Below are 22,538 nucleotides of genomic sequence, written 5' to 3' on the forward strand. Positions count from 1 at the left end.
AACAGTCACCTCACTAATCAAGTTCCGGGAGAGCCACCATGATTCGTTTCAAGCGCCGCACCATCCTCGCCAGCGCCATTGCTACACTGGCAGCCGCCACCCTGTCGCCGCTGGCAATGGCCGCAGACAATATCAAGATCGGCCTGGTCACGGCCTTGTCCGGCCAATCGGCGCAATCCGGCGAAGCGATCACGCGCGGTCTGACAATCGCCATCGACGAAATCAACGCCAAGGGCGGCCTGCTCGGCGGCCGCAAGTTGGAACTGGTGCGCCGCGACGATGAAGGCAATCCGGCCAAGGGCGTGGTGGCAGCGCGCGAACTGATCTTCAAGGAAAAAGTAGCGGTGGTCTTCGGTGGTCTCGATACGCCGGTATCGATGGCGATCGTGCCGATCATCAACGCAGAGAAAGTGCCGTTCATGGGGCCGTGGGCAGCCGGTACCGGCGTCACCAAAAACGGCGCCAATCCGAACTACGCCTTTCGCGTTTCGGCGGTGGATGAGCTGGTCGACAAAGCCATGCTGAGCTACGCACAAAAAACCTTCAAGACCACCAAGGCCGGTCTGATCCTGGTCAACAACCCATGGGGCGAATCGAATGAGAAGGGCATCGTCGCTGCATTGAGCGAGAAGTCGATGAAGCCGGCCGGCATCGAGAAGTTCGAAGCCAGCGACGTCGACATCGTGCCGCAACTGACGCGCCTGAAAGCCGCCGGCGCCGATACCTTGTTCCTGGTCGGTAACGTCGGCCCGTCGGCGCAGGTGGTGAAGTCGCTCGACCGCATGGGCTGGAAAGTGCCGGTGGTATCGCACTGGGGGCCTGCAGGCGGACGCTTTACCGAGTTGGCCGGACCGAATGCCAAGAACGTTCACTTCGTCCAGACCTTCAGCTTCTTCGGCAAGCTGTCGCCGGTCGGCGAAAAAGTGGTCAAGGATCTGAAGGCCAAGTATCAGAACATCAAGGGGCCGGATGACATCACACCGGCAGTCGGCGTCGCCAACGCCTACGACGGCATGCAGCTGGCTGCACTGGCGATTGCCAAGGCAGGTTCCACCAACGGCGATGCAATCCGCGAAGGCTTCTACAAGATCGATCGCTACGAAGGCCTGATCAAGACCTACGTCAAACCGTTCTCGCCAACCGTGCATGACGGACTGCAAGCGGATGACTATGTCTGGGCGCAGTTTATCGATAACAAGATACTTCCCGTTGGCATGACCCAGTAAAAACCGGCTCATGATCCTACTGCGAGGCCGTGATCCGGCGTCGGGCGGTGCTCCGAATCCTCATGTACTTAAGTACATTTCGGTTCGTCCGCTCCGGCCGCCACCGGCTGACGGCCTCTCGCTACGGATCGTGAACCGGTTTTCGAGCGTAAGTAGCGGCAAGACGATTTAGCTAAGAGAAATTTGGGGAGAAAAAGATGTTGCTGTTGTCGGCACTGATCAGCGGTCTGGGACTAGGCAGTATGTATGGCCTGATGGCGCTGGGGTTTTATATTACCTATGCGGTATCGGGCACTGTCAATTTTGCGCAGGGCAGTTCCATGATGCTGGGGGCGGTGTTGTGTTTCACGTTTTCGCAGACGCTGGGCTGGCCGATGTGGTCGGCGATCTTGCTGGCGTTGGCTTTGTGCGCGCTGTACGGTCTGGCGGTGGAGATCCTGGCCGTGCGGCCTTTTGCCAATCGTGGTTCCAATGCCTGGCTGATGTCGACGGTGGCACTCGGCATCGTGCTCGACAACGTCGTCATGCACACCTTCGGCAAGGAGCCGCGCAGTCTGCCGTCGCCGCTGGCGCTGTCGTCGATTGAAGTCGGCGGTGTTGGTCTGGGCGTGTATCCGCTGCAGTTGCTGATCCCGGTCGTCGGTTTGCTGCTGGCTGCCGTGCTGCATCGTATTTCGCGCCGCACGCGCTGGGGCATCGCCATGCTGGCGGTGGTGCAAAACCGCGACGCTGCGCGATTGATGGGCATCCCCATCGTACGCGCCATCGCAGTTGCCTTTGCCTTGTCGACGCTGCTGGCGGGCATCGCCGGTGTGTTGATTGCGCCGCTGTTCAACGTCAATGCTGACATGGGGACTTTGTTCGGGCTGAAGGCATTTGCCGTTGCCATCCTCGGCGGCATTACCAGCGCCTGGGGCGTGATGATCGCCGGTCTGCTGTTCGGTATTGCAGAGGCGATGATCACCTCCACGCTCGGTTCCGGCTATACCCAGATCATCACCTTCGCGCTGGTGATCGTGGTGCTGGCAATTCGTCCCAATGGCCTGTTCGGTCGCGCACAGGTGAAAAAAGTATGATGACTACTCCTCCTTCTCCGGTCGTGGCGGTGGCGAAGAAAGCCGCCGCTGCATCCTCGGCGCCGCGCCGTTTGCTCGGTCTGGCTTCGCCGTTGCAGTTGTCGGTGGGCCTCGCAGCGTTTGTTGCGGTGTGCTGTCTGGCACTGACCGTCAACAGTTATTACGTGTTCGTGCTGACCAGCATCGCTCTGATGGCGATGGTCGGCATCGGTCTCAATGTTCTGCTTGGTTTGACCGGACAGGTGTCGTTCGGGCATATCGGTTTTTACGCCATCGGTGCTTACACCGTGGCGATTCTCACGACCAAATTCGGCGTCAGCTTCTGGATGGCGTGGCCGCTGGCGGCCTTGATCGCTGGTGCGTTGGGTGCATTGCTGGCCTTGCCTGCGCTGCGCGTAAAGGGACCTTATCTGGCGATGATCACGATTGCGTTCAGCTTCATCGTGCAGCATGCCATCATTGAAATGCGCGAACTCACCGGCGGTCAGAACGGCATCATGAGTATTGCCGCACCGGGGTTTGGTGGCGTCGTGCAGGGCGAACGCGGTATCGCGTTATTGGCGATCTGCAGTGCCGCCGTTTTGCTCGCTGCGTTCTGCTGGCTGGCACGCGGTACCTGGGGCGCTGCAATGCGCGCCGTCAAGGACAGCGAGACCGCATCCGAATCCATCGGTCTCAATCCATTGGTGATCAAGACCGTCGCCTTCGCCGTGTCGGCCATGCTGGCGGGTCTTGCGGGTGGATTGTTTGCGCCATTGTCGACGTTCGTCACGCCGGATACCTTCGGCTTCATGCAGTCGATTCTGTTCGTGCTGGTGGTTGTGGTGGGTGGTGCGGGTTCCACCATGGGTCCGCTGATCGGGGCGATCATCGTTGGCGTCTTGCCGGAATTGCTGTCGAGTCTGGAAGATTATCGTCTGCTGTTTTTCGGTGGCTTGCTGTTGCTGGTGTTGTGGATTGCGCCGGACGGTGTAATCGGCATGCTGCGCCAGCTTGCTCAAAAAATAGTCAGGAAGCCAGCTATCGTGAATGGCGTCATGACACCGTCGTTCGACGATGTGCCGCAAGGACTGCACCAGGCGGTATTGCCGCAACGCGATCGCCGTACTTTGCGCGCAGACGGTCTGACGATGATTTTCGGCGGTGTGCGCGCGGTCGGCGATCTGAGTTTCGATGTTCCGGCTGCGGCTGTCACCAGCCTGATCGGCCCCAATGGTGCGGGCAAAACCACAGCGCTGAACATGCTGAGCGGCTTCTACAAACCGTCGCTGGGCGGCTTCTCGTTGCAGGATAAACCGCTCGCCGGCTTGTCTGCTTTCCGCATTGCACGTCATGGTGTTGCGCGTACCTATCAGACCTCGCAACTGTTCGGCACGCTGACGGTGGAAGACAACGTCGCGCTGGCCATGGCCAAGGGCAAACTCGGCGGTCTGCTCAACGCCGGCCGTTTCAGCGCTGTCGCTATTCGTGAGCGCAGTCGTGAGCTGCTGGCGTATTGCGGCTACGAAGGCGCGGTCGATATTCCCTCTGCCGATCTCGCGCACGTTGACCGTCGTCTGGTGGAAATTGCGCGCGCACTGGCGACCGATCCCGATGTCCTGCTGCTAGACGAACCAGCCGCCGGCCTGTCGCGTGAAGACAAGGAAAAACTGGCGCGCCTGCTGCAACGCATCGCTGCTGCCGGCATCAGCGTGGTACTGGTGGAACACGACATGTCGCTGGTGATGGACATCTCGGATCGCATCGTCGTGCTCGACGCGGGTCAGCGCCTGGCGCTCGGTACGCCGCAAGAGATTCAGGACAATCCAGCCGTACGCCAGGCCTATCTCGGCGAAGCAATGCAGGCCGAAGCACGTATCCGTGGCAGCCGCTGCGGCAAGGAATTGCTCGGCGTCGGCGAGCTGGTCACGGGTTACGGTGCGGAACCTGTCCTGCACGGCATCAACCTGCAAGTGAAGCAGGGCGAGATGGTAGCGCTGCTGGGTGCCAACGGCGCAGGCAAGTCGACGCTGATGCGCGCACTCTCCGGTTTGCATCGCCCGGTGCGCGGCGGCATCCACGTCGGCGGCGTCAACCTGATGCATCTGCGCGCCGAAGAAATCGTCAAGCATGGCGTAGTGCTGGTGCCGGAAGGCCGCCAGGTTTTCCCCGAACTGAGCGTGCTGGACAATATCCGCCTCGGCGCCTTCCTCTATCCCAAAGACATGGACACACGCGTCGAGGAAATGCTTACCCGTTTTCCGCGTTTGCGCGAGCGCCTGTATCATCGTGCAGGCCTGCTATCCGGCGGTGAGCAGCAAATGCTGGCGGTGGCGCGCGGGCTGATGTCGCGGCCGCGCATCCTGTTGCTGGATGAACCATCGCTCGGCCTTGCGCCGAAGGTAATCGCAGAATTATTTGCCGCACTGGATGCTTTGCGCGACGAAGACATGACCATCCTGCTGGTCGATCAGATGGCGGCGCTGGCGCTGGCATTGGCCGACCGCGCCTATGTGATCGAAGGCGGCCGCGTCGTCGCCGAAGGCCGCGCTGCAGAAATCGCCGCCAACGATGCGCTGGCAAAAGCCTATCTGGGCGGACACTGAAAAGGACGTATGGAACACGAGATCAACCGGCCGGAAGTCGTCGCCGAAGTCACAGCCGCTTTTGAGCGTTACGAATACGCGCTGGTCAACAACGACCTCGCCATCCTGGACGAGCTGTTCTGGAACAGTCCGCACACCTTGCGTTACGGCGCCACCGAAAACCTGATCGGTTACGATACCATTCAGGCTTTCCGCAACAGCCGCTCGCCCAAGAATCTGGCACGCGACTTGCGTCAGACCGTGATCACCACGTATGGCCGTGACTACGCCACCGCCAACACCGAATTCACCAAAGCCGGTGAAGCACGCATCGGTCGCCAGAGCCACACCTGGCTGCGCTTGCCGCAAGGCTGGCGGATCGTGGCGGCGCATGTGTCGTGGATGGATAATTAAAGACAAGAACATCAGGAGTCCGAAACTATGTTGTATAGCAAGACTTGCATCGGTGGCATGGTCACCGCACCTCATCACCTCGCCGCGCAAGCAGGCGCCGCCGTATTGCGCGAAGGCGGTAATGCCGTCGAAGCCATGGTAGCCGCTGCGGCAGCCATTGCCGTGGTGTATCCGCACATGAACGGCATCGGCGGCGACGGCTTCTGGGTCATCAGCGAACCCGGCCGCGATCCGGTGGCGGTGCAAGCCTGCGGCCAGTCGGCTGCACTGGCAACCAAGGATTTCTACGCACAACATGGCGACGCTGCGATTCCGACGCGTGGCCCGCGTGCTGCGCTGACCGTGGCCGGTGCTGTCGGCGGCTGGGCGGCGGCGCTGGATGTCGCCAAAGGCTGGGGCAAGAGTTTGCCGGTGTCGCGCCTGCTGGCCGATGCGATTCATCACGCGACTGCCGGCGTGCCGGTGACGCGCTCGCAAGCCGAACTGACGCATGACAAGTGGGATGAACTCAAGGATCAGCCGGGCTTTGCCGAGACCTATGCGGCACAGGGCGCGCCTGCACTGGGCGATATTCTCAAACAACCGGCGCTGGCGGCAACACTGTCGCGTCTGGCTGAAGCCGGTCTCGATGATTACTATCGCGGTGATCTGGCGCAAAAGCTGGCCGCCGGTCTGGAGCAGGCCGGCAGCCCTTTGCGTGCCGCCGACCTCGCAGCGTATCGCGCGCAAGTGGTCAAGCCGCTGATGGTGCAGATGAAGTCCGGCAGTATCTACAACCTGCCGCCGCCGACGCAGGGCGTATCGGCGTTGATGATCCTGGGTCTGTTTGATCGCCTGGGCATAACACAGGCGCAGGCAGACGGCTTTGAACACATCCACGGTCTGGTTGAAGCGACTAAGCGCGCCTTCATTCTGCGTAATAAATATGTGACCGACACGGCGCACATGTCGGTCAATGCCGCCGACTGGCTGTTGCCCGATGCCTTGGATCGTGAAGCCGCGCAGATCGACATGCAGCGCGCCGCGCCCTGGCCGCACGTGCCGAAGCCGGGCGACACCATCTGGATGGGGGCCGCGGATGCGCAGGGCCGGGTGGTCAGCTATATACAGAGTATTTTCTGGGAATTCGGCAGCGGCGTGGTGCCATCAGGCACCGGCGTGGTGTGGCAAAACCGCGGCGCCAGCTTCACGCTTGACGACGGCGCCAATCAACTGCAACCGGGCAAGCTGCCATTCCACACGCTCAATCCCTCGCTGGCGCGCCTCAAGGACGGCCGCACGCTGGCCTACGGCACGATGGGCGGCGAAGGTCAGCCGCAGACGCAGGCCGCGGTGTACAGCCGCCATATCCTGTTCGGACAAAACATGCAGGCGGCAGTCAGTGCGCCGCGCTGGTTGCTCGGTCGTACCTGGGGTGCCGCATCCACCAATCTGAAGCTGGAAGGACGGGTGCCGGAGCAGGTGGTTGATGCGTTGAAGCGGGCCGGCCATGACGTCGAAATCGTCGCTGACTACACCGACATGATGGGGCATGCGGGTGCTGTGTGCGTCCATCCGGGTGGCTTGATTGAAGGCGCCACCGACCCGCGCGCCGACGGAATTTGCGCCGGCGTCTGAGTTCGGCAGTCAGAGTGTTGTTTTCCTGAAAGTCGCCCGCTGTGCGGGCGATTTCTGTTTACAGGCCTGTTTACTAGGGGCGGCGCAATAGAGAGTGCATTCCGAGCGGTATGGCGCGCCATCGCGTTGCTTATAGAAAATTGTCAAAATGGCATTTTATTTTTTGACAACAAATCATTTATTGCTCCAACTACAATTCAGCAGCTAATATTTCGTTGTCCCTTACAAAAAACAACGAACTTTCCGGGACACTTTGGCAAGATCCGCTTGATTGCGTCATTGCCTCCGGAATAATGTTGTAAAGCAGCTGGAGTCACTTTGAGCATAAAGAAAATCTCGTCGACGTTGAGCCTCTCATCATGGGTCACCCTCGGCGTGGTGCTGTCTGTGCTCATTACGACCGTATCGGTATTGATTCTGGTTGACCAGTTTACCCGCAGCTATGCGCGCCGCGAAGCAGAAGCACGGCTCAATCAACTGGCCTGGCAGATGCAGGATGCGCTGGATCGCAGCATGGCCGAGCGCTACATCGACGTCAAAATTTTGTCGCAGCGTCCTTCCGTGCGCGAAGCCAAAGACCCGGCGCGCATGCGCGCAGTCTTCAATGAACTTCAGAAAAACGTCCCCAACTACGCCTGGATAGGTTTTGCCACGCCGGACGGCAACGTCTTTGCCGCCGCCAACGGCATACTGGAAAACCAGAGCGTTGCGCAGCGGCCGTGGTTCCAACAGGCGCAGAAGGAATTCTTCGTCGGTGACTATCATCCCGCCGTCCTGCTGGAAAAGAAGCTACCGGTCATGAGCGATCCGTGGCGCTTCGTCGATATCGCTACACCGATCATGAGTCCGGACGGCCAGTTTCAGGGCGTACTCGGGGTACATCTGAGTTGGAATTGGGCGCGCGATCTCGCCAAGAAACTGCTCAATCCAGCCAACGATCGCTACGACGTCGAGATCATGATCGTGCGTGAAGACGGTACGGTCTTGCTCGGCCCAAAGGAATTGGAAGAAAAGAAAATCTCCAGCGACAGCTTCAAGGCATCGCTGCGTTTGCCTTCGGGGTCCTTGCGTGAGGTGAGCGAAACAGGTGAGCCTTATCTGACCGGTTTTGCACGCACGGGTCTCAACAGCGAATACACAGAAATGAAATGGACCGTGCTGGTCCGCCAGCCGGAGCAGGTCGCCATGTCCGGCTTCAAGGAACTGGAGCGTCAGGTGCTGTTCGTCGGCTGCCTGGTAGGACTGGCGCTGATGCTGCTGGCCTTCTTCCTCACGCGTCGCCTGGTGTCGCCGATGAATGCGCTGAGCGCTGCGCTGGAACGCCGTGCGACCGGTGCCCAGGACGTCCACATCCCCATCGTCAGTACGTATTACGAAATCCAGCTGCTGTCGTCGACGCTGTCAGCCATGGTGCAGCGTGAAGAAAACTATCTGCGTGAAGTGCGCTCGCTCAACGAAGGCCTTGAGCAGCGCGTAGAGGATCGCACCAGCCGCTTGCACGAAACCGCCATCGCGCTCCAGCAGTCGCTCGACAGTCAGCGCGAAAACCAGATCAAGCTGGAAGAAAGCGAAAACGAATTGCGCGCCATTCTGGAAAACGCCCATGATGCCTTCATCGCCATCGATGAAGACGGCATGGTGGTGGAATGGAATCGCCAGGCCGAGCAACTGCTTGGCTGGTCGCGCAAGGAAGCCTACGGTCATGAACTGGCCGAGATGATCGTGCCGCCTGAACAGCGCGAATTGCATCGTCGCGGCATGAAGCATTTCCTCTCCACCGGTGAAGGCGTCGTGATCAACAACCGTATCGAAATCAATGCACTGCGCCGCGACGGCAAAGAGCTGCCGGTTGAGATGACAGTCGGTTACGTGCAGCGCCGCACCGGCCATCTGTTCATCGCCTTCCTGCACGACATCACGGATCGCCAGGCTTTCCGCCACTCATTGCAGGAAATGGCGTTGACCGACATCCTGACTGGCTTGCCAAACCGCCGTGCGTTTACGCAAAAATTGCCGGAAGCCATGGCGCGCGCCGTTCGCGAGCCGCAGCAGATGGGCTTGCTGTTCATGGATATCGATGGTTTCAAGGGCGTCAACGATAAGTATGGCCATGAAGCCGGTGACGAACTGCTGGTGCAGTTTGCCGAGCGCCTGATTGATTCCGTGCGTGAAGTCGATACGGTAGCGCGACTGGCTGGTGACGAATTTACGGTCATTCTGGAGCGTTTGCACACCATCGCAGATGCCATGGCGGTAGCGGATAAAATCCTGCTGACAATGCGTCGCCCTTTCATCCTGAAGGCGGCAACCGTCAACGTATCCAGCAGTATCGGCGTCGCCATCTACGATCCGAACCAGCATACGACGCAAGACAGCCTGGTCGCACACGCCGACAAGGCCATGTACGCCGCCAAGAAGGCCGGCAAGAACCGCGTCGAATGGAGCACGGAAGAAAACACCGCTTAATTGCTGTCTTTTCGGCTGCGCTTCTCCATCCTGTTTTTACTCTTCCCGCAGCACCGCGTTACGACCGGTGCGATCACTCCCTCGCATTTTTCCATGGCCTCGGCATTCCGCCGCTACGGTCGCTTGCTCGCCGGCCTCGCCAATTTTACTTTCTACAACTTCTGGAAGAGCGCAATCGGATCGTAAGGAGATTTGATTGCCTCATGACCGCGGCCGTTTGTTTACACAAAATTTATACCGCCCGCCGATAGTTTTATCCGGATTTGATGCTCTTCCCCATATCGTTTGCCTCGTAAGTAATCATCAAGGGAGTAGGACATGGATTTCGTATATATCGGCGGCTTGCTGGCTTGCAGCGTCGCGATGTGGGCATTTGTCGTCGCCTGCAAAAAGCTGGAGGACATGCAATGAGCGTCATGCAAATACTGGGGCTGGCCGTATCGGTCGGCCTGTTGGCGTACCTGGTTTACGCCCTGATCAAGCCGGAGGCCTTCTGACATGACTGCCTCAATTACCCAACTGGCGATCTATCTGGTCGTCCTGCTTTTGCTGTCGGTGCCACTGGGCTGGTACATCGCCCGCGCGATGGAGGGCAAGTCCGCCGTCAATCGCCTGTTCGGCGGCATGGAGCATTTTCTCTATCGTCTGAGCGGTATCCGTACAGACGCCGAAATGGGCTGGAAGCAATACGCGCTGGCGATGCTGCTGTTCAACATCGTCGGCATGTTCGTCGTCTACGCCCTGCAACGTCTGCAACTGTGGCTGCCGCTGAACCCGGCCGGCATGGCTAACGTCAGTGCCGATTCATCGTTCAACACCGCCGTCAGCTTTGTCACCAACACCAACTGGCAGGGCTACGTCGGCGAAAGCACCATGAGCTACCTGACGCAGATGCTGGCGCTGGCGGTGCAAAACTTCTTCTCCGCTGCCACCGGTATCGCCGTCGCCTTTGCATTGATCCGTGGCTTCGTACGTCACAGCAGCAAGAGCATCGGGAATTTCTGGGTCGACATGACGCGCTCCAGCCTTTACGTGCTGTTGCCACTGTCGGTGCTGGTTGCCGTGGTGTTGATGAGTCAGGGCGTGATCCAGAACTTCAAATCCTATGTGGAAGTGTCTACGCTGGAAACCACCGTCTACTCCGTGCCGCGTTTGGATCCGCAAGGCCAGCCGCTCAAGGATGAGAAGGGCAATCCGCTCGTCGATGAGATGAAGACCAGCAAGCAAACCTTGCCGATGGGCCCGGTCGCGTCACAGGAAGCCATCAAGATGGTCGGCACCAACGGCGGCGGTTTCTTCAATGCCAACTCGGCGCATCCGTATGAGAACCCGACACCGCTGTCGAACTTTGTGCAGATGCTGGCGATCCTGATCATTCCCGCTGCGTTGTGCACCAGCTTCGGCATGCTGGCCGGAGACCGGCGTCAGGGCTGGGCGATTCTGGCTGCGATGACGTTGCTGTTTATCGTCATGACGGTGACGGTGATGTACTTCGAGCAGCAGCCCAATCCGGCGCTTGCTGCGGCGCATGCTGCGCAGGGCAATGGCATCAGCGGCATGATGGAAGGCAAGGAAACCCGCTTCGGCATCATCGCATCGAGCCTGTTTGCGGCAATCACGACGGCAGCATCCTGCGGTGCGGTCAACGCCATGCATGACTCGCTGTCACCGCTGGGCGGACTGGTGCCGATGCTGCAGATGCAACTGGGCGAGGTGGTCTTCGGTGGCGTTGGTGCAGGTTTGTACGGCATGCTGATTTTCGCGGTGCTGGCGGTCTTCATCGCCGGGCTGATGATCGGCCGTACGCCGGAATACCTGGGCAAGAAGATCGGCGTGTTCGACATGAAGATGATGTCGATCGCCATCCTGATGACGCCTGCGCTGGTGCTGGTGATGACGGCGATTTCGGTGATGGTCGAAAACGGCCTGGCCGGTATCGCCAACCCCGGCGCACACGGTTTCTCGGAAATCCTCTACGCCTTCAGTTCGGCCGCCAATAACAACGGCAGCGCCTTTGCCGGCCTGTCCGCCAACACGCCTTACTACAACGTCATGACCGGCATCGCCATGTGGCTGGGCCGCTTCGGCATCATTGTTCCGGTGCTCGCCATGGCAGGTTCGCTGGCCGGCAAGAAGCGTCTGGCGGCAACTTCCGGCACCTTGCCGACGCACGGCCCGCTGTTCGTCACGCTGCTGATCGGCGCGGTGATCCTGGTCGGTGCATTGACTTATGTCCCGGCGCTGGCGCTGGGTCCGGTGATCGAGCATCTGCAGATGCTGGCGATTCACTAATGTCTGAATTGGAGAAAAACATGGCAAATAGTCCTGCCAAAAAAGTTGTAACTCCGGCTGCTACGGTTGCTGCTACACAAGTGAGCACACCGACAGCATCCGGCGCGCAGTCCGCCACCAAATGGATGTTCGATCCGGCAATCGTCAAACCGGCCATGATCGACTCATTCCGCAAGTTGTCGCCACGCGCTCAGTGGCGCAATCCGGTGATGTTCGTGGTGTATCTCGGCAGCATCCTGACCACGCTCTTGTATGTGCAAGCGCTGAACGGTCAGGGCGAAGCGCCGGCCGGTTTCATCCTGGCCGTCGCGGTCTGGCTGTGGTTCACCGTCTTGTTTGCCAATTTCGCCGAAGCACTGGCGGAAGGCCGCAGCAAGGCGCAGGCAGCATCGCTGCGCAGCGCCAAGAAGAGCGTGGTTGCCAAGAAGCTGCAACGGGCAAACCGCGCTGACCGTTGCGAACTGGTGGAAGGTGCAAGCTTGCGCAAGGGTGACTTCGTGCTGATCGAAGCGGGCGATTATGTTCCCGCCGACGGCGAAGTGGTTGAAGGTGTTGCCACCGTTGACGAAAGCGCCATCACCGGTGAATCGGCACCGGTGATCCGCGAGTCGGGCGGTGACTTTTCTGCCGTCACCGGCGGTACTCGCGTGCTGTCGGACTGGATCATCGTGCGCGTCACGGTGAACCCCGGCGAAGCCTTCCTCGACCGCATGATCGCCATGGTGGAAAGCGCCAAGCGTCAGAAGACGCCTAACGAGATCGCACTGACCTTGTTGCTGGTTGCGCTGACCATCGTGTTCCTGCTGGTGACGGTAACCTTGCTGCCGTTCTCGGTGTTCAGCGTCAACGTTGCCCATGGCGGCTCGCCCGTCACCGTAACGGCGTTGATCGCCTTGCTGGTGTGCCTGATCCCGACTACCATCGGCGGCCTGTTGTCGGCCATCGGTGTGGCCGGCATGAGCCGCATGATGCAGGCGAACGTCATCGCCACCTCTGGCCGCGCAGTGGAAGCAGCAGGTGACGTTGATGTGTTGTTGCTGGACAAGACCGGCACCATCACCCTCGGCAATCGCCAGGCTTCGACCTTCCTGCCGGCCAACGGCGTGAGTGAACAAGAGCTGGCCGATATCGCCCAACTCGCTTCGCTCGCCGACGAAACACCGGAAGGCCGCAGTATCGTGGTGCTGGCCAAGAAGCGCTTCAACCTGCGTGAACGCGAGATGGCGACACTGGGCGCAGTCTTCATTCCCTTCACCGCGCAGACGCGCTTGTCAGGCGTCGACATCGGCAATCGCCAGATCCGCAAGGGTGCAGCCGATGCCATCCGCAAGCTGGCCGAGCAAGCCGGTCAACAGGTTCCGGCAGAAGTCGCTGCGGCCGTCGATATTGTCGCCCGTCGCGGCAGCACGCCGCTGGTGGTGGCCGAGACCGACGCATCCAACGGCTCAGTCCGTGTGCTCGGCGTGATCGAGCTGAAAGATATCGTCAAGGGCGGCATCAAGGAGCGTTTCTCCGAGCTGCGCCGCATGGGTATCAAGACCATCATGATCACCGGCGACAACCGTCTCACCGCAGCGGCAATTGCGGCCGAAGCGGGCGTTGACGACTTCCTCGCCGAAGCCACGCCGGAGAACAAGCTGTCGCTGATCCGTCAGCATCAAAGCGAAGGCAAGCTGGTTGCAATGACCGGTGATGGCACCAACGACGCGCCGGCGCTGGCACAAGCCGACGTTGCGGTCGCCATGAACACCGGCACGCAAGCAGCGAAGGAGGCCGGCAACATGGTCGACCTGGATTCCAATCCGACCAAGCTGATCGAGATTGTCGAGATCGGCAAGCAGATGCTGATGACACGAGGCAGCCTCACCACCTTCAGTATCGCCAACGACGTCGCCAAGTACTTCGCCATCATCCCGGCGATGTTTGCGACCACGTATCCGCAACTGGCGGCGCTGGACATCATGCATCTGAACAATCCTTCGTCGGCGATCCTGTCGGCGGTGATTTTCAATGCGCTGGTGATCGTCGTGCTGATCCCTCTGGCCTTGCGCGGTGTGCGTTATCGGGCATTGGGCGCGGCCGTGCTGTTGCGTCGCAATCTGTTGATTTACGGTTTGGGCGGTTTGATCGTGCCGTTCGTGGGCATCAAGCTGATTGACGTGCTGCTCGGCGTATTCGGTCTGGCCTGATCCGGTTCTGCACTTATTCTGTACAAGGAGTTATTCATGAAAACTTATTTGCGTCCCGCCGTTTCTCTGTTCATTTTCATGTCAGTGATCCTTGGTGGTATCTATCCTGCTGTCGTGACGTTGGTCGGGCAGGCCTTTTTCCCCAAGGAAGCAAACGGCAGCGTCATCGTGCGTGACGGCGTGCCGGTCGGTTCGGAACTGATCGGTCAAAATTTCACCGAGCCAAAATACTTCTGGGGTCGTATCTCTGCAACCGGCACGTTTCCGTATAACGGCATGGCTTCCGGCGGCAGCAATCTGGGGCCGCTGAATCCGGCGCTGGTGGATGCCGCGAAGGGAAGGGCTGAGGCTTTGCAGGCGGCTAATCCTGGTTCTGCCCGGGAGATTCCTGTGGATTTGCTGACCTCGTCGGCAAGCGGTCTGGATCCGCAGATCAGTCCAGCGGCAGCGGAGTATCAGGTCGTGCGGGTGGCGCAGGCGCGAGGTTTGTCTTTGGACAAGGTACGCGAGCTGGTGAAGGCGCAGACTGAGGCTCCGCAGTGGGGTTTGTTTGGGGAGCCTCGGGTGAATGTGCTGAAGTTGAATCTGGCGTTGGATGCGTTGAGCAAAACTTAAGATGTTCTGTTTTATTGTTTTCTGTTTGCTTGCTTTTGCTTTTTGGTAGCTTCGGCGTTCGTTCTTCGGACGGACCGGGGTTGCCGGGGGCGGCTCGGCAGCCGCTCACTTTTCTTGGCGAAGCAAAGAAAGTGAGTAGCCGCCGGGCTACTCCCGGCTGGGTCGTCCGAAGAGAGAAACGTCGAAGCACCCTACAAAGCAAGGTCGGAACAAAACACAAACCATCCAAAACATCATCAACACATCCGAAAAAAGCCCATTTCAAACTACAATACCCCCACCATGCCCACCCGCCCCAACCCCGACGAACTGCTCGACCGCGTCATGCGCGACGAAGACCGTCAGGCGCGTGGTCGTCTCAAGATTTTCTTTGGCTCCTCCGCCGGCGTCGGCAAAACCTACGCCATGCTCGCCGCTGCACAAAACCTGCGTGAGCAGAATGAAGAGGTCATCGCCGGCATTGTAGAAACCCACGGCCGCGCCGATACCGAAGCCATGCTCGAAGGCATCGAGCGCTTGCCGCTGCGCAGTACGCAATACCGCGACCGTACACTGTATGAATTCGACCTCGATGCCGCACTCGAACGCAAACCGCACGTCATCCTGGTCGACGAGCTGGCGCATTCGAACATACCCGGTTCGCGTCACGCCAAGCGCTGGCAAGACATCGAAGAGCTGCTGCATGCGGGTATCCATGTCTACACCACCGTCAACGTCCAGCACATCGAAAGCCTCAATGACGTAGTCGGACAGATCACCGGTATCCGTGTGCATGAGACGATTCCGGATCATGTCTTCGACGAAGCCGACGAGGTGACGCTGGTGGATCTGCCACCTGACGAGCTGTTGCAGCGTCTCAAGGAAGGCAAGGTCTATCTGCCGCAACAAGCCGAGAAGGCCGGTCGTAATTTTTTCCGCAAAGGCAATCTGCTGGCGCTGCGAGAGATCGCTTTGCGCCGCACTGCCGACCGTGTTGATGCGGATATGCGCGAGTACCGCGCCGACCGCTCCATCGTGCAGCTGTGGCAAACCAAGGAACGTATCGTGGTCGCCATCGGCGCGCGTGCCGACGAAGACAAGCTGGTGCGTGCCGCTGCACGGCTGGCGGCTAAACTGCAGGCTGACTGGCTGGCGGTGCATGTGGATGCGCCGAGCTGGCCGCGCGTGACGCTGGCCGGGCGCGAACGGATCCTCAAGAATCTCAAGCTGGCACAATCGCTCGGCGCCGAAACCGCCAGTATCACCGGCGAAGACGTGGCGCAGGCGTTGGTGCAATTTGCGCGCAGCCGTAATGCCGGCAAACTGGTGATCGGCCAGTCGCATGGCCGCCGTTGGACGCATTGGACGCGCTGGTGGCGCAAGAATCTGGCCGAGCGCATCGGGGCCGAGGGCAAGGATATCGACGTCTATACCGTGGCGCGTCCGGCGAGTTCCGGGCAGGATGAAAGTCCGAGGCTTGCCGCAGAAGAAACGCGCGACGACAGCGGACGTTTGCGCCGCCGCCGCGGCTATCTATGGGCAACGGTCAGTTGTGCCGTAACAACTGCCTTGGCCTGGTGGCTGATCGCTTATCTGCATCCGGCCAATGTGATCATGCTGTATCTGGTCGGCGTGATGATCGTTGCGGTGCGCTATGGTCGCTCAGCGTCGGCGTTGGCATCGATCCTGAGCGTGCTGGCTTTCGATTTCTTTTTCGTGGCGCCGCGCTTTTCGATCAGTGTGTCGGATGCGCAGTATCTGATTACCTTGATGGTGATGCTGGCGGTGTCGCTGTTCATCAGTTCGCTGGCATCGCGCATGCGGCATCAGGCTAACGTCGCGATGTTGCGTGAAGCACGCGCGGGCAACCTGTACATGCTAGGCAAGGAACTGGCGGCGGTGCTGACGCTGGAGCAGATCCTGGAAATCGGCCGGCGCCATCTCGGTGCGGTGTTTGGTGCAAAGACCGCATTCTGCCTGCCTGACAGCGGTGAGCACGTTCGTGTCGCCGCGCCGGAACAACATGACGCGCATGCCTTGCAGCAGATCGATCTGGGGGTCGCGCAATGGGTCTATGACAATGATCAGGCGGCCGGACATGGCACGGCGACTTTGCCGGCGGCCCAGGCCTTGTATCTGCCTTTGAACGCCACCATGCGTACGCGCGGCGTACTGGCTTTTGTCGCTGACGATCCTTTGCAACTGGCCTTGCCGGAGAATCGGCAGATGCTGGAAATTTTCTGTTCACAGATCGCCATGGCCATCGAACGTCTGCACTACGCCGAAGTGGCGCAGGATGCGCTGGTCACGATGGAGTCGGAGCGCTTGCGCAATTCTTTGCTGTCGGCGATTTCGCACGACTTGCGCACGCCGCTGACTTCGTTGGTCGGCAGTGCCGAAGCACTGGCGCGGGTGCCTTCGCTGGGCGCGGATGAGCGCGAGATGGCCGTCACCATCAGCGAGCAATCGCAGCGTATGTCAGGGTTGGTGGAAAACCTGCTCGACATGGCACGCCTGCAATCGGGGGGCATCACGCTCAACCGGCAGTGGAACTCGATAGAAGAAGTGGTCGGTACGGCGTTGCGCCTGCTGAACAAGACGTTGGGCGAGCGCCGTGTCGAGACGCATCTTCCGGTCGATTTGCCGCTGGTGCGGTTTGACGCGGTACTGATTGAGCGCGTCTTTGCCAATCTGATCGAGAACGCTGTCAAGTACGCGCCGGCCGGTGAAATCATCGTCGTTGATGCCAAAGCCAACGCCGGCATGATGGAAATCAGCGTGATCGACCGCGGTCCGGGTTTCCCCGCAGGGATGGAAGAGCGCGCGTTTGAGAAATTCACGCGTGGCGATACGGAATCGAGCACACCCGGAGTCGGCCTCGGCCTGGCAATCTGCCGTGCCATTGTTGATGCACATGGCGGTACGATACGGGCGCTGCCAGCCGATGGTGGCCGTGGCGCGCGCGTCTGTTTTACTCTGCCGCTCGAACAACCTCCGGCATTGCCGGAAGAGGATTAATCATGTTGGACCACGCAGGCAATATCGTTTTCGTCGAAGATGACGCTCACATCCGCAAGCTGGTGCGCGGTGCGCTCGAACAGGAAGGTTTCGTCGTCCACGAGGCACGCACTGCGCGAGAGGGTATGGTGGAAGCCGGCACCCGCAAACCGGATCTGGTGATCGTCGATCTCGGCCTGCCGGATCAGGACGGCAAGCAGGTTATTGCCGATATCCGATCATGGAGCGATGTGCCGATCGTGATCCTGTCGGCGCGTACGCAGGAGGCAGAGAAAGTTGCAGCACTCGACGCCGGAGCCGACGATTACCTGACCAAGCCGTTCGGCGTACCCGAGTTGCTGGCGCGTATCCGTGCGCAACTGCGCCGACGCAGCCAGGCCAGTGCCGCCACCGGACGTTTCCGACTTGGCGATCTGCTGATCGACTTGCCGGCACGTACTGCAAGCAAAGGCGGCGAGCCGGTGCATCTGACCCAGATTGAGCATCGCCTTATTTCCACCTTGTTACGCGATGCCGGACGCGTGATTACCCATCGTCAGCTACTTGCGGCAGGTTGGGGGCCGTCGCATACGGAGGATCATCATTACCTGCGCATTTACATGCAACGCCTGCGTCAGAAACTGGAGCAAGATTCCGCGCAGCCGAAATACATCCTGACGGAAATTGGTGTGGGATACCGTATCGTGAACGCGGAGCCGGGTTGAGCTTCGAGTTAAAAAAGGGTGCCGAAAAGCGGCGAATTAAGGACCTTATTGGGTAACGACCAAAATTAAACGATTTTATGAAATAAATTCAATGTTTTAAATGCAACGTCCTCCTTTAAAATAAAAAAAACCGGAGACTCCATGATGCGAACGTTGCAACGAATGAAATTGTGGCAGCGAATCGCGTTGCTGGGATTGATGGGGCTGGCGCTGGTTGCTCTTCCTTTTTATCTCTACGTTGACGGCGCAAACAAAAGCATCGACGTATCGGGTCTTGAATATGCCGGGCTGGAACCCGGTAGAGCCGCTCTGAAAGTGCTGCAGGCTGCACAGCAGCACCGGGGGTTATCCGCGGCTTTCCTGGTTTCAGGTCAGATGGCGCAGCAACGCAGCGACACAGCCCGGCGCATGGATCTGGCGTTGGATGAGCTGGCGCTGGCTTTGAAGCCCAGTGGTCTTTCTTCTTCATCTCTCTGGGAGAATATTCGTTCTGAATGGAATGCCCTCTCCAAAAGCATTGGGACTCGCGACCTGACTTCCAGTGATAGTTTTCAACACCACACCCAACTTTGCCAGAACCTGCTGCTGTTGATTGAACACATCAGCGATAGATACAAACTCACCCTCGATACCGATGCGGACGTCTACTATCTGGTTCACGCCACTTACTTCGACTTGCCGCAGCTGACCGAATATTTCGGACAGTTGCGCGGTATGGGTGTCGGTGTGCTGAGCAGCGGCAACATGACTCCGGAGGTGTCTACGAAAATGTACGGGTTGATTACCGAAGCACGTCTTTTTGGTAAGACGACAACCCGATATTTCGAGAAGGCCTATGAAGTCCGCCCGGCGCTGAAGGATCGTTTTGCGCCGAGCATCGCTGCGGCTACTGCACAGGGCAGTGAAGTGCTGGCGATGGCGAACGACAATATTACAGCGCCCAATGGTGTCAGACTTACGCCTCAGGAATACTTTGATGTCGTGAGCAAAGCGATCGAAAGACAATATCAAATTGCCTTTGCGACGTCGGATCAATTACAACTGCTCATCAACGAGCGGATCGCGCGGCAGCGCGAGATGCGTAATCTGCTCTCTGGTGGCGTAATACTGATCGCGGCGCTTGCCGCACTTTTCGGATGGTGTATCTGCCGCAGTCTGATCCGGCAGCTCGGCGGCGAGCCAAGCGACGTGATCCGTGCCTTGAAAAAAGTCGCGCAAGGCGATCTGACACAACCCATTGAAGTTGACTCTCGCGATCGCTCCAGCCTGGTGTGCCAGATGAAAGAGATGGTCGATCGTTTGTCGATAGTCATCACCGAGGTCGCTACAGGCGCATCCGTACTGGCCGATGCATCTCATGAAATCAGCAGCACAGCGCAATTGCTTTCTTCCGGCGCCAATGAACAGGCCGCCGGTGTTGAAATGACCAGCGCGTCGCTGGAAGAAATGTCATTGTCGATCACCAGCAACGCCAATAACGCAAAGATTACCGAAGCACTGGCAGGCCAGGCTGCGGGAGATGCCAGTGAGGGTGGTGCGGTAGTGCGCTCAACCGTGATTGTGATGAAGCAGATCGCGAAAATGGTCGATATGATTGATGACATCGCTTACCAGACCAACCTGCTCGCTTTGAACGCCGCTATTGAAGCCGCCAGCGCGGGTGGGCAGAGTCGTGGTTTTGCGGTTGTCTCTGCGGAGATCCGCAAGCTGGCAGAACGTAGCCAGACAGCCGCACAGGAGATCGGAGAAGTTGCCGGCAAGAGTGTTGAACTGGCGGAGAAGTCCAGCGATATGCTGGCGTTGCTTGTGCCGCGGATCGAGAAAACGGCAACGCTGGTGCAAAACATTACACAGGCTTCCGCAGAGCAAGCCTCCGGCGTGGGACAAATCAATTCGGCGCTGTTTCAACTCAGCATGACAGTGCAGCAGAACGCTGCAGGCTCAGAAGAGTTGGCAGCCACCGCTGAAGAGATGAGTGCGCAAGCTGAAAAATTACGCCGCTCCATTGCCTTCTTTAAAACCAAGGAAGAGCACCGCGTCGACGACAAGACGATGCGGTCACTGAAGAATCATTCGTGGCCTCATGGCCGTATTGGCAAGCCTCCACGCGTAACGCGGGCTGAGGCAGATTAAGGACGGCTAAACGTCATTGCCTACTCTGTGCGGCGAAACCTAAAGATCCCCCCAGATGTCGATTTGCCGCCGGATCACACCCGCATGTCCGTCGCAGATGATCAGTACTTCTCTCGTGCCGTTGCGCATCACAAAACGGAAATACTCCGCGTCGGCACGCTGGACAAAACTCTCACTTTCTATCTTGCCGCCACCTGCCACGCCGTTGGCGTTAGCCATTGCCGCCATCGTTTCCATGGCGGCACGGCGGCAGGCGGGCAAGTGATTTCTGGCTTCCAGCGAAGGGCCGTAATCCTCCGGCGAGCGGTAGGGCACGACCGCGTGCGCCTGCTGCAGACCCAGTACCACATACAACATGACCATCAGCATCACACCCCATGCCGCTTTCTTTTGCCGGTTGCGGCGCTTTGCCGCAGCGTTCAGAAGATCGCCAAGAGTGTGCTTGTGTGAAGGGATGAGGTAGTGGCGCATGATGGCCTCCGGAGCAAATGGATACGGTTGATCAGAACGTGCGCGAGACTGCCAGCACTAGCTGGTTGCGGCCCAGGTTCTTGCCCTTGACGGTATAGCCGGCATCCTTGGCGTTGGTGCCGGTGTAATAGGCTGCGAGAACGTAGCCGGAGAAGTCGCGGTTCAGGCCAAGCTTCCAGTCGGTGTATGACAGGTTGGATGCATTGGGGCCGGTGTAGCGTTGATGACCGACGTGCGCTACGCCGTTGATGCCGGCAAACAATTCATGGGTCAGCGACAAGTCGATGTAGTTGGAGCCGCGCGTGTCGGCACTGCCGAAGGTATTGCCGAGGGCATAGGAGTAACGCAGCGAGATCCATTTGGCATCGAGGCCGAGATAAAGCTCATTGGTGTCAGCCTTGGTGTAGCCGCTGGGGAAGCTGCCCGGATAAGCGTAGTGCAGGAAGCCGACATCGCCCGTCAGCGTGTCATTGAACTGATACTTGAAGCCGCCGTAGATGTCGGCTTCCAGGCTGGCCGAAGCGCTTGGCGTCGCATCACTGATCCAGCTGATGTTGGAGGCCCAGATTCCGGCATATAAACCGCTCTCGTGCGACAGATCGAAGCCGCCTTGCAGAGCAGGCTTTTCATTGGTCTGTGTCAGGCCGCGGAAGACGTACTGGCTGTAGAGGCCGATATTGGCGCTGGTGGTGAAAGCGGGGGCCGGAGCGGCCGCTGTGCTTGTTGGTGTATCGCTGCTGTCAGCCGCCAGCGACGGCAAGGCTTGCAGCAATGCCGTTGCACCTGCGGTCAGTATCAACAGGCGGCCAAGCGCCAGGGGAAAGCTCTTCGGGGATGTCATTTTCTTGTACTCCACATGTCAGGTTGATGTGGACTACAAGATAAGAAAAGTGGCGTTTAATTCTTATAAAACTTCAGCCCGGCAGAATAAACATCGCGTAAAAAACGACGAGATATCTGCGCCGGTTCCCGATTTACATCACCCCCAGCACCGCCTCGAGATCTTCCTCTTCGCTCGGCGGCACCGACATGTCGAGCACTGCTTCGATGTGATTCAGATGTTCAATCATCGACGCCACAGCCTGTTCGGCATTGCCGGCGGCGATGGCGTTGATGATGTCGCCGTGTTCGTCGTGGGTGCAGGCGGGCACGGTCGGCGAGTCGTACAGTACGATGATCAGGCAGGTCAGCGAGGCCAGCTCGCGCATCATCTTGCTCATGACCGGGTTCTCGACCATGTCGGCGATGCGGATGTGGAATTCACCTGACAGGCGGATGATCGCGCGCCGGTCATTGGCTTCGCGCGCCTGTGCTTCTTGTGCGACGTGGTCGCGTAACTGGGCAATGTGTTCGGGCTTGGTGTGTTCGCACAGATGGCGCAACAGCGCCGGTTCGACCAGACGGCGCGCAGCAAAAATGGCGCGCGCTTCGCTCGGCGTCGGGCTGGCGATAAAGGCGCCGCGATTCGGGATGGTGGTGATCAGGCCTTCGTGGCTCAGGCGCGCCAGTACCTCGCGCACACGCGTGCGGTTGACGTTGAAGATGCCGGCCAGCTTTTCTTCCACCAGCTTGGTGCCGGGTGTGAGGCGGTGCTCCATGATGGAAGTAAGGATGCGCTCATAAATGATGTCGCCAGCCATCGGCCGGGCGCTGACGGCTTGCGCCGGGAGCGGGCTGTTTTCCGGTTTGCTGACGGATTTCTTTCGTCCTGTACTGGCTTTGGTCGCGGTAGCTGCGGTGGTGCTGGTCATTGCATTGTCCTGAATAAGTGTCC

The 22,538-nt window shown here is 59.1% G+C and carries 16 protein-coding genes and 1 other RNA gene; 14 read left to right on the top strand and 3 right to left on the bottom strand.

What is annotated here, in order from left to right; genetic code table 11:
• Nucleotides 1-38: 38 nt before the first annotated feature.
• The 14 genes from hmeg3_RS06000 (at nt 39) to hmeg3_RS25025 (ending at nt 20,293) form a co-directional block, all read left to right on the top strand.
• Entirely contained in the window at nt 39-1,226 is a 1,188-nt protein-coding gene (locus tag hmeg3_RS06000; protein WP_094562933.1) for an ABC transporter substrate-binding protein, read from the top strand.
• 62 nt (nt 1,227-1,288) lie between these two features.
• A non-coding RNA gene (locus tag hmeg3_RS06005) (sX9 sRNA) lies at nt 1,289-1,363 on the top strand.
• A 60-nt stretch (nt 1,364-1,423) separates the two neighbouring features.
• Nucleotides 1,424-2,302, top strand: coding sequence for a branched-chain amino acid ABC transporter permease (locus tag hmeg3_RS06010; protein ID WP_094562934.1), 879 nt, complete (start codon nt 1,424-1,426; stop codon nt 2,300-2,302).
• Nucleotides 2,299-4,887: a branched-chain amino acid ABC transporter ATP-binding protein/permease gene (locus hmeg3_RS06015; RefSeq protein WP_232511903.1), complete on the top strand. Its 2,589-nt coding sequence runs from the start codon at nt 2,299-2,301 to the stop codon at nt 4,885-4,887. The genes hmeg3_RS06010 and hmeg3_RS06015 overlap by 4 nt, the downstream gene beginning before the upstream one ends.
• 9 nt (nt 4,888-4,896) lie before the next feature.
• On the top strand, nt 4,897-5,280 hold the full coding sequence (hpxZ, locus tag hmeg3_RS06020) for an oxalurate catabolism protein HpxZ (protein WP_094562935.1): 384 nt from the start codon (nt 4,897-4,899) through the stop codon (nt 5,278-5,280).
• Nucleotides 5,281-5,307: 27 nt separating this feature from the next.
• Nucleotides 5,308-6,897, top strand: a complete 1,590-nt coding sequence (locus tag hmeg3_RS06025) for a gamma-glutamyltransferase family protein (RefSeq protein ID WP_094562936.1) — start codon at nt 5,308-5,310, stop codon at nt 6,895-6,897.
• A gap of 318 nt (nt 6,898-7,215) precedes the next feature.
• Nucleotides 7,216-9,363, top strand: coding sequence for a diguanylate cyclase domain-containing protein (locus hmeg3_RS06030; protein ID WP_094562937.1), 2,148 nt, complete (start codon nt 7,216-7,218; stop codon nt 9,361-9,363).
• Between the two features lie 407 nt (nt 9,364-9,770).
• Complete coding sequence (gene kdpF, locus hmeg3_RS06040; RefSeq protein ID WP_007883498.1) at nt 9,771-9,860, top strand: K(+)-transporting ATPase subunit F; 90 nt, start codon at nt 9,771-9,773, stop codon at nt 9,858-9,860.
• 1 nt (nt 9,861) lies between these two features.
• Nucleotides 9,862-11,655 carry a potassium-transporting ATPase subunit KdpA gene (gene kdpA, locus hmeg3_RS06045; RefSeq protein ID WP_094562939.1) on the top strand — a complete coding sequence of 598 codons (1,794 nt, stop codon included), beginning with the start codon at nt 9,862-9,864 and terminating at the stop codon, nt 11,653-11,655.
• 125 nt (nt 11,656-11,780) lie between these two features.
• Nucleotides 11,781-13,844: a potassium-transporting ATPase subunit KdpB gene (gene kdpB / locus hmeg3_RS06050; protein WP_094566166.1), complete on the top strand. Its 2,064-nt coding sequence runs from the start codon at nt 11,781-11,783 to the stop codon at nt 13,842-13,844.
• A 36-nt stretch (nt 13,845-13,880) separates the two neighbouring features.
• Entirely contained in the window at nt 13,881-14,459 is a 579-nt protein-coding gene (gene kdpC / locus hmeg3_RS06055; protein WP_094562940.1) for a potassium-transporting ATPase subunit KdpC, read from the top strand.
• A 282-nt stretch (nt 14,460-14,741) separates the two neighbouring features.
• The gene (locus hmeg3_RS06060; protein WP_198361792.1) at nt 14,742-17,456 is read left to right on the top strand and encodes a DUF4118 domain-containing protein; all 2,715 of its coding nucleotides are present in this window, start codon (nt 14,742-14,744) and stop codon (nt 17,454-17,456) included.
• Nucleotides 17,457-17,458: 2 nt separating this feature from the next.
• Nucleotides 17,459-18,160 carry a response regulator gene (locus hmeg3_RS06065; RefSeq protein ID WP_094562942.1) on the top strand — a complete coding sequence of 234 codons (702 nt, stop codon included), beginning with the start codon at nt 17,459-17,461 and terminating at the stop codon, nt 18,158-18,160.
• A 141-nt stretch (nt 18,161-18,301) separates the two neighbouring features.
• Nucleotides 18,302-20,293 carry a methyl-accepting chemotaxis protein gene (locus tag hmeg3_RS25025; RefSeq protein WP_094562943.1) on the top strand — a complete coding sequence of 664 codons (1,992 nt, stop codon included), beginning with the start codon at nt 18,302-18,304 and terminating at the stop codon, nt 20,291-20,293.
• A 39-nt stretch (nt 20,294-20,332) separates the two neighbouring features.
• Here the strand turns inward: hmeg3_RS25025 and hmeg3_RS06075 are convergent, their stop codons facing one another.
• The 3 genes from hmeg3_RS06075 to hmeg3_RS06085 all read right to left on the bottom strand — a co-directional run bounded on the left by hmeg3_RS06075 (nt 20,333) and on the right by hmeg3_RS06085 (nt 22,515).
• Nucleotides 20,333-20,764 carry a hypothetical protein gene (locus tag hmeg3_RS06075; RefSeq protein WP_094562944.1) on the bottom strand — a complete coding sequence of 144 codons (432 nt, stop codon included), beginning with the start codon at nt 20,762-20,764 and terminating at the stop codon, nt 20,333-20,335.
• Nucleotides 20,765-20,795: 31 nt separating this feature from the next.
• The gene (locus hmeg3_RS06080) at nt 20,796-21,605 is read right to left on the bottom strand and encodes a TorF family putative porin (RefSeq protein ID WP_094562945.1); all 810 of its coding nucleotides are present in this window, start codon (nt 21,603-21,605) and stop codon (nt 20,796-20,798) included.
• A 133-nt stretch (nt 21,606-21,738) separates the two neighbouring features.
• Entirely contained in the window at nt 21,739-22,515 is a 777-nt protein-coding gene (locus hmeg3_RS06085; RefSeq protein WP_094562946.1) for a GntR family transcriptional regulator, read from the bottom strand.
• Nucleotides 22,516-22,538: the final 23 nt, after the last annotated feature.

The organism is Herbaspirillum sp. meg3, assembly GCF_002257565.1.
Lineage (GTDB): Bacteria > Pseudomonadota > Gammaproteobacteria > Burkholderiales > Burkholderiaceae_D > Herbaspirillum.